Origin of the sequence: Pseudovibrio sp. WM33 (genome assembly GCF_001623165.1) — a bacterium.
Classification (GTDB): domain Bacteria; phylum Pseudomonadota; class Alphaproteobacteria; order Rhizobiales; family Stappiaceae; genus Pseudovibrio.
Genome location: NZ_LMCK01000079.1, coordinates 47,419 through 54,366 on the forward strand (window position 1 = coordinate 47,419; position 6,948 = coordinate 54,366).

Sequence of the window (6,948 nt, forward strand, 5' to 3'; positions counted from 1 at the left end):
CAGCGGTGTTTTCCCTTAAATAAGAGGCTCGCAATCCCCACCGCGAACCTCCAGTACTCTATCAACTATGCTCAGGCGCTAGCGCATTTCATTTGGTGCTGTGACACCCAAAACATTGAGGCCAGAAGCTATTACCTGTGAAACTGCGTAAACTAACGCGAGTCGAGCTTTGGTTAATTCTGGCGTTTTATCATTAATAAAGCGTAATTGCGGCTTTTCCTTGCCTCTGGACCAGTGTCCATGCAGGGCGCTTGCAAGCTCATACAGATAAAACGCAATGCGGTGCGGCTCGTGATTTTCTGAGGCTCCGTCTACAATTCGAGGCCACTGAGCCATCTTCGCGACCAGTGCAAGTTCACCCTCATCTTCAAGTTGTGCAAAATCTGCAGACTGCAACTCTTCAGCAGTATTAGAGAACCAATCCAGCTCTCCAGCAGCCTGACGCAGCACAGAATGACACCGAGCGTGACCGTACTGAACATAAAACACTGGATTGTCTTTTGACTGCTCTTTCACCTTGTCAAAATCGAAATCCAGCTGCGCATCGTTCTTACGATAGAGCATCATAAAGCGTACCGCATCTACGCCCACTTCATCAACCACATCGCGAAGGGTGATGAAATTACCAGAGCGCTTGGACATTTTGAACTCAGCACCGCCCTTAAAGAGCTTCACGAGCTGACACAGACGCACAATCACATCCACATCACCGCCGGAGATCGCATTGCCGATCGCTTCCAGACGCTTCACATAGCCGCCATGGTCCGCACCAAGCACAAAGATGATTTCTTTGAACCCGCGCTCAATCTTGTCGCGCATGTAAGCAACGTCAGCAGCAAAGTAGGTGTAGCTGCCATCAGACTTTACCAGCGCACGGTCACTGTCATCACCGTAGTTGGAAGAGCGGAACAGGGTCTGCTCACGGTCTTCCCAGTCATCAGGCACTTCGCCCTTTGGTGGTGGCAAAGTGCCAGTATAAACCAGATCGCGCTGACGCAGTGCATCGAGCGTCAGATCAATGGCATTCCCCTGACCGTGCATGGTCTTTTCTGAAAAGAACACGTCATGCTTCACGTTCAAAGCACTCAGGTCTTCACGGATCAGATCCATCATCTTGTCAACGGCATAGCCCTTGAGCATAGCATGGCGCTCGCCCTCGCCCATCTCCTTCAGGCGCTCACCATATTCCTCTGCCAGCGCCTTGCCGACTGGAATAAGGTATTCGCCCGGATAATAGCCCTCAGGGATCTGCCCAATGTCTTCACCCAGTGCTTCGCGGTAACGCAGAAAGGCGGACTTCGCCAGCGTATCAATCTGGGAGCCAGCATCGTTGATCACGTATTCACGGGTCACATCATAACCGGCAAACTGCAACAGGCTCGCCAGCGCATCACCCACAACAGCACCACGTGTATGGCCCACATGCATAGGCCCGGTCGGGTTCGCGGATACATACTCCACGTTCACCTTCAAACCGGCACCACGGCTGCCACTACCAAACGCATTGCCCTTGGCAACAACATCTGCCAGCACGCGTTCCCATATAGCTTTGTTTACGCGGATGTTGATGAAGCCAGGTCCGGCAATATCAACAGCATCAACTTCACTGTCGGCGCGCAGGCCTTCTGCAATCTTTTCGGCAAGATCACGCGGCTTCATCTTCAGCTGTTTAGCCAGCACCATGGCAGCATTGGTCGCCAGATCGCCATGAGCAGCATCCCGAGGAGGTTCAACAGTCACTCGTCGCAGATCCAGCTCCGGCGCGTCAGCAGCAAGGTCGAGACCCTTGACTACACTGTTTACCCTTTCGGCGAAGTCTGCAAAGATGTTCATTTTTAATAGCCTAGTTTGACAGCTCACAGGGTTTTGCGAAGCCGCAGCCCCACATAAACTCCATGAATTAATAGTGTTTGAATTGGCGCATTACCCCAGTTCCGGGGTATCGTCAAATAATCGTCGGTGTTCGTCTATGGCATAACGGTCCGTCATACCTGCAATGAAGTCACAAACCCTGCGGGCCTTCACATCATCACCCTCGCCTTTCAGTCCCGTACACCATGGTTCTGGCATTCTTTCCGGTGCCTTAAAGTAGGCATGGAATAAATCCCGCACCACTTTGGCAACCTTCCTGCGAACCGCCAGAACACTTTCGTGTCGGTACAGATTGGCAAACAAAAATTCTTTCAACTCGCGCTCTTCTCGCGCCATTTCAGTTGAAAAGGCAATAACAGGACCATTTGCATCACGAATATCCCCGCATTTCTTGGGAGAAACCTGATTAATTCGCGAAATACTCTCCGCAATCACGTCCTCTACCATGCCGGTGATACATCTGCGCCCAATCTCATGAATACGCCGCGCATCCTCAAGACCGGGATATTTCCCGTCCACCTCGTCTAAAATACGCTTCAGATACGGCACCACTTTCATGGCCTCAAAGCTAAGCAACCCAGCCCGCAGTCCATCATCCAGATCATGCGCGTCATAAGCGATGTCATCTGCAATCGCTGCCACCTGCGCCTCTGCACTTGGCCACGACCACAGCAGCAAATCCTGATGCTTGGCATATTCGCTCACAGCAAACGGCAGATGCTTGCCTTCAAGCTTGCCACAAGGCGCGCCGGATCGATCCATCAGCGGCCCATTGTGCTTCACAAGCCCTTCCAGCGTTTCCCACGCCAGATTGAGGCCATCAAACTCGGCATACCGGCGCTCAAGATCCGTCACAATGCGCAGAGACTGGGCGTTGTGGTCAAACCCGCCATAGTCCGCCATGCATTCATGCATCACGTCCTCGCCCTCATGCCCAAACGGAGTGTGTCCAAGATCATGCGCCAGCGCCAGACACTCGGCCAGATCCTCATCCAGCCGCAGCGCACGTGCAAGCGAACGCGCAATCTGGGAGACCTCAATGGTGTGCGTCAGGCGTGTGCGGAAGTGATCGCCCTCATGGTACACAAAGACCTGCGTCTTGTGCTTGAGGCGGCGGAAAGCAGCACTATGAATAATACGATCTCGATCACGCTGAAACGGCGTACGTGTCGGGCTTTCCGGTTCTGGAAAAAGTCGGCCACGGCTGACTTCCGGATCAACAGCATATTCCGCCCGTGGCTGAGCACCGTATCCTAACGTCTTGACCATTCTTTATCCCCCGCCCCTTACAATCAGAAAATGCCCAGGTCATTCCCTGCGATTTTCGTATCACAGCAATGACATAACAGATGTAAAAGCCCTGTAAACAACCGCTTTCCCAAGCCAAATGTAATTTAGCAATAAAATACTATGGAAATTACCATGGAGACCACCTAAATTATAAGGCAAAGAAAGTACGCAAGCCGAAACAAGACTGAGCTTATGACCCAGACCCCTGAAAATACTGTCGGCTTGACCGACAAGGCCGCAAAACGCGTCGCCCAGATACTGGAAACAGAAACCAATGGCAGCATGCTCCGCATTTCTGTCGAAGGTGGCGGCTGCTCCGGTTTTCAATACAAGTATGACATCGTAAAAGAACAGGAAGATGACGACCTCGTCCTCGCCAAACTCGGCGCAACGGTTCTCATCGACAGCATCTCCCTGCAATATATGGCAGGCTCGCAAATTGATTTCGTAACAGATCTCATGGGCCAGTCCTTCCAGATCTCAAATCCTCAGGCCGCCGCCGGCTGTGGATGCGGCACAAGCTTCTCCATCTAAGATAAGCCAGTCGCACATCAGGGGAATAAGTTAAAAAGCGGGCGTGAATGCATCCCAAAGCAACCACGCCCTACCAGCCTCAAAGCCCCGCCCCATAAGAACGCAGTTTTCCCGCTTTCCGCGCAAACCAACGCACATTTCAACGCAAAACAGTTATCCTCGTTCCGCGTAGAACTTGTTCCCTTCCACGCAAACACCCTCAGAGAAGCCTCATGCTGTCCTTTCAAAACGCACACAAGCTGGTTGTTTACGCGCTCTTGAGTATTGGCGTGCTGCAGATCGCAACATCACTCATAGCGAACTGGCATTTTGGCGTTTTTGCTTACACCGCCGATCAGTTTGTGACCCAGGTATCTGTCCTTGTGAGTTCATTTGCAATCGGCGGGCAACTCATTGCGCTGGCCTTTATCCTTGAGTACCTCAAAAGGCTTTTGGATCAGAAAGCCAAGTAAAGCCGCCTCAGGATTACCCGATAACGCTCGACAAGGCCTCATCCACACACACTTGCCCTGCCTGCCTTGCCCTCCTCGGACACCGTGCTAGAACAAATCAAGACACATATAGACCAAGCAGCCAGAGCGACTGCTGCAAATGCATTAATGCGCAGAGCTCTGACCTCACTGCTTTCTCGAAGGGAAACCCGATGAAAATCGCAAGCTGGAACATTAATGGCGTCAAAGCGCGGTTAGAAACGGTTCTCAAATGGCTCGAAGAAGAACAGCCAGACGTCGCCTGTTTTCAGGAAATTAAATCGGTTGATGAGAACTTCCCGCGCGCTCCGTTTGAGGAGCTGGGTTACAATCTGGAAACCCACGGCCAGAAAGGCTTCAACGGCGTCGCAATCCTGTCCAAACGCCCGTTTGAGGAGGTTAACCGCCGCCTGCCGGGTGAAGACGAAGACGAGCAAGCCCGTTATATCGAGGCCGTTATCGCCGGCGACAACGAGCCGATCCGCGTGGGTTGCCTATATCTACCAAACGGCAATCCGGTAGAGACCGAAAAGTTTCCATATAAACTGCGCTGGATGGATCGCCTTCACAAGCACGCAGTTAAGCAGCTGGAAAAGGAAGAAGCCTTCCTGCTGGTTGGCGATTACAACGTTATTCCTGAGCCGGAAGACGCAAAGAAGCCAGAGGCTTGGGTTGGTGATGCTCTCTTCCGTCCGGAAAGCCGCCAGCGTTTCCGCACCCTGCTCAACCTCGGCTTCACCGAAGCCGTCCGCGCCACCAACAGCACTGCCGGAACCTACACGTTCTGGGATTATCAGGCGGGCGCATGGCAACGTGACAACGGCATCCGCATCGACCACCTGCTGCTCTCACCGGAAGCCGCCCGCATCATGCAAGGCGTTGGCATCGACAAACACGTCCGCGGCTGGGAAAAACCATCAGACCACGTCCCAGTCTGGGTTGAACTCTCCGCTTAAGTACCGCGCTCGTTTTGAGCGTACCCTCCAAAAATACTGGTGGCGACCGCGCCACCAGTCCTCCTCAATTTTTCCATCCAAAACAAATAAACAGAAGTCTGGGAGGACATCTGATGGCTTGGCAACCAGCTGAAAATCGCTATGACACCATGAAGTACAACCGCTGCGGGAAGAGTGGCCTCAAGCTACCTGCCATCTCCCTCGGTCTCTGGCACAACTTCGGTGAAACCACCCCACATCAAACCAAACGCGAAATGTGCCGCACAGCGTTCGATCTGGGCATCACCCACTTCGACCTTGCCAACAACTACGGCCCGCCTCCAGGCAGTGCGGAAACCGCTTTTGGTGAGATCCTGCGCACCGACTTTGCCGGATACCGCGACGAGCTCGTCATCTCTTCCAAAGCAGGTTATGACATGTGGCCGGGACCTTATGGCGAATGGGGCAGCCGCAAATACCTCATGGCCAGCTGCGATCAGTCTTTGAAGCGTATGGGGCTGGACTACGTCGACATCTTTTATTCCCACCGCTTCGACCCGGATACTCCACTGGAAGAGACCATGATGGCCCTCGACCAGATCGTTCGTCAGGGCAAAGCGCTCTACGTGGGCATCTCCTCCTACAATTCCAAACGCACCAGGGAAGCAGCGAAGATCCTGAAGGAACTGGGCACCCCATGCCTGATCCATCAGCCAAGCTATTCCATGCTCAACCGCTGGGTGGAAGAGGACGGCCTGCTCGACACGCTGGCAGAAGAAGGCATCGGCTCCATCGTCTTTTCCCCTCTGGCACAAGGCATGCTGTCCAACAAATACCTGGGCGGCGTTCCGCAGGACAGCCGCGCGGGCAAACACGTTGGCTCCTTCCAGGAAAGCTTCCTCAACGAGACCACGCTGACCCACATTCGCTCGCTGAACGAGATTGCCGAGAACCGTGGGCAGACACTGGCCCAGATGGCGCTGGCATGGGTTCTGCGCAAAGGCCGCGTCACCTCAGCTCTGATCGGCGCAAGCCGCAAGGAGCAGGTGATCGACTGCGCAGCCACCATCAACAATCTGGAGTTCACAGAGGAGGAACTGACCGCCATCGATCAGTACGCCACAGAAGCCAACATCAACCTCTGGGCCCAATCCTCCGAACGCGAAGGCCCATCCCGCCCCGCGAAGAAGAAGTAGAAGCCTACAAAGACAAATGGAGTGCGGACGTCAGGTTCGCACTCCAGATGAGAGGTCGAGGAAACTCCTTTAAGACCGCGGATCCAGCCCCTTCTCTTCAAAATACGCGATTGCTGTGTTCAGGCCGTTCAGGGCGGCGGGTACGCCTGCATAGACCGCCATTTGCCAGATGACTTCAAGGATCTCGGAGGGGCGTGCACCTGAGTTCAGTGTGTGCTCAATATTCATGACCAGTTGTGGCCCTGTATGCCCACCCATCGCTGTCAAAGCCGCAATACTGCACAATTGCCGGGTCTTCAGGTCAACCCCTTCCCGGCCATAATGCTTGTCGTAGGCCCAGTCCACCACACTTTCAGACATACCGGGCACCGCAGCATCATATTTATCAGCAAGCTTCTTCTTCAGTTCGGGATTTAAAATACTCAGGACTTTCTCCGCTTTCATAAGCCAGTCTCCTCAAGCCATAAACAACCGCCGATCAGGCTTGCCTAACTGCCTCCTCTTGAAAATCGGTGTGTTAATCACCGAGAAGTTGAGGTGATTGCCGCAAATACTCGCGCTGCAGCACCTTCAGCCCAGCCTGTACCTTGGGCTCGCCAGACCGCCTAAGAATGTGAATCGGCATGCAAAATTGACCCGGTTAGGTGGGTT

Annotated in this window: 7 protein-coding genes; 4 read left to right on the forward strand and 3 right to left on the reverse strand. The window is 53.6% G+C overall.

What is annotated here, in order from left to right; genetic code table 11:
• Window positions 1-78: 78 nt before the first annotated feature.
• Both argS and PsWM33_RS13620 read right to left on the reverse strand, forming a co-directional pair.
• Window positions 79-1,833, reverse strand: coding sequence for an arginine--tRNA ligase (gene argS / locus PsWM33_RS13615; protein ID WP_063300605.1), 1,755 nt, complete (start codon window positions 1,831-1,833; stop codon window positions 79-81).
• A 90-nt stretch (window positions 1,834-1,923) separates the two neighbouring features.
• A complete protein-coding gene (locus tag PsWM33_RS13620) occupies window positions 1,924-3,141 on the reverse strand; it encodes a deoxyguanosinetriphosphate triphosphohydrolase (protein ID WP_063300606.1) in 1,218 nt (405 codons plus the stop codon).
• Between the two features lie 213 nt (window positions 3,142-3,354).
• Here PsWM33_RS13620 and erpA point away from each other — a divergent pair, with 213 nt between their 5' ends.
• The 4 genes from erpA to mgrA all read left to right on the forward strand — a co-directional run bounded on the left by erpA (window position 3,355) and on the right by mgrA (window position 6,297).
• Window positions 3,355-3,696 carry an iron-sulfur cluster insertion protein ErpA gene (erpA, locus tag PsWM33_RS13625; protein WP_063290856.1) on the forward strand — a complete coding sequence of 114 codons (342 nt, stop codon included), beginning with the start codon at window positions 3,355-3,357 and terminating at the stop codon, window positions 3,694-3,696.
• Window positions 3,697-3,908: 212 nt separating this feature from the next.
• The gene (locus tag PsWM33_RS13630; protein WP_063300607.1) at window positions 3,909-4,148 is read left to right on the forward strand and encodes a hypothetical protein; all 240 of its coding nucleotides are present in this window, start codon (window positions 3,909-3,911) and stop codon (window positions 4,146-4,148) included.
• 191 nt (window positions 4,149-4,339) lie between these two features.
• Window positions 4,340-5,122: an exodeoxyribonuclease III gene (gene xth, locus PsWM33_RS13635; protein WP_063300608.1), complete on the forward strand. Its 783-nt coding sequence runs from the start codon at window positions 4,340-4,342 to the stop codon at window positions 5,120-5,122.
• 113 nt (window positions 5,123-5,235) lie between these two features.
• A complete protein-coding gene (gene mgrA / locus PsWM33_RS13640; protein ID WP_063300609.1) occupies window positions 5,236-6,297 on the forward strand; it encodes an L-glyceraldehyde 3-phosphate reductase in 1,062 nt (353 codons plus the stop codon).
• A 69-nt stretch (window positions 6,298-6,366) separates the two neighbouring features.
• Here mgrA and PsWM33_RS13645 read toward each other — a convergent pair whose 3' ends face one another.
• Window positions 6,367-6,741 (reverse strand): carboxymuconolactone decarboxylase family protein, encoded by a 375-nt coding sequence (locus PsWM33_RS13645; RefSeq protein ID WP_063300610.1) that lies wholly within the window; start codon window positions 6,739-6,741, stop codon window positions 6,367-6,369.
• Window positions 6,742-6,948: the final 207 nt, after the last annotated feature.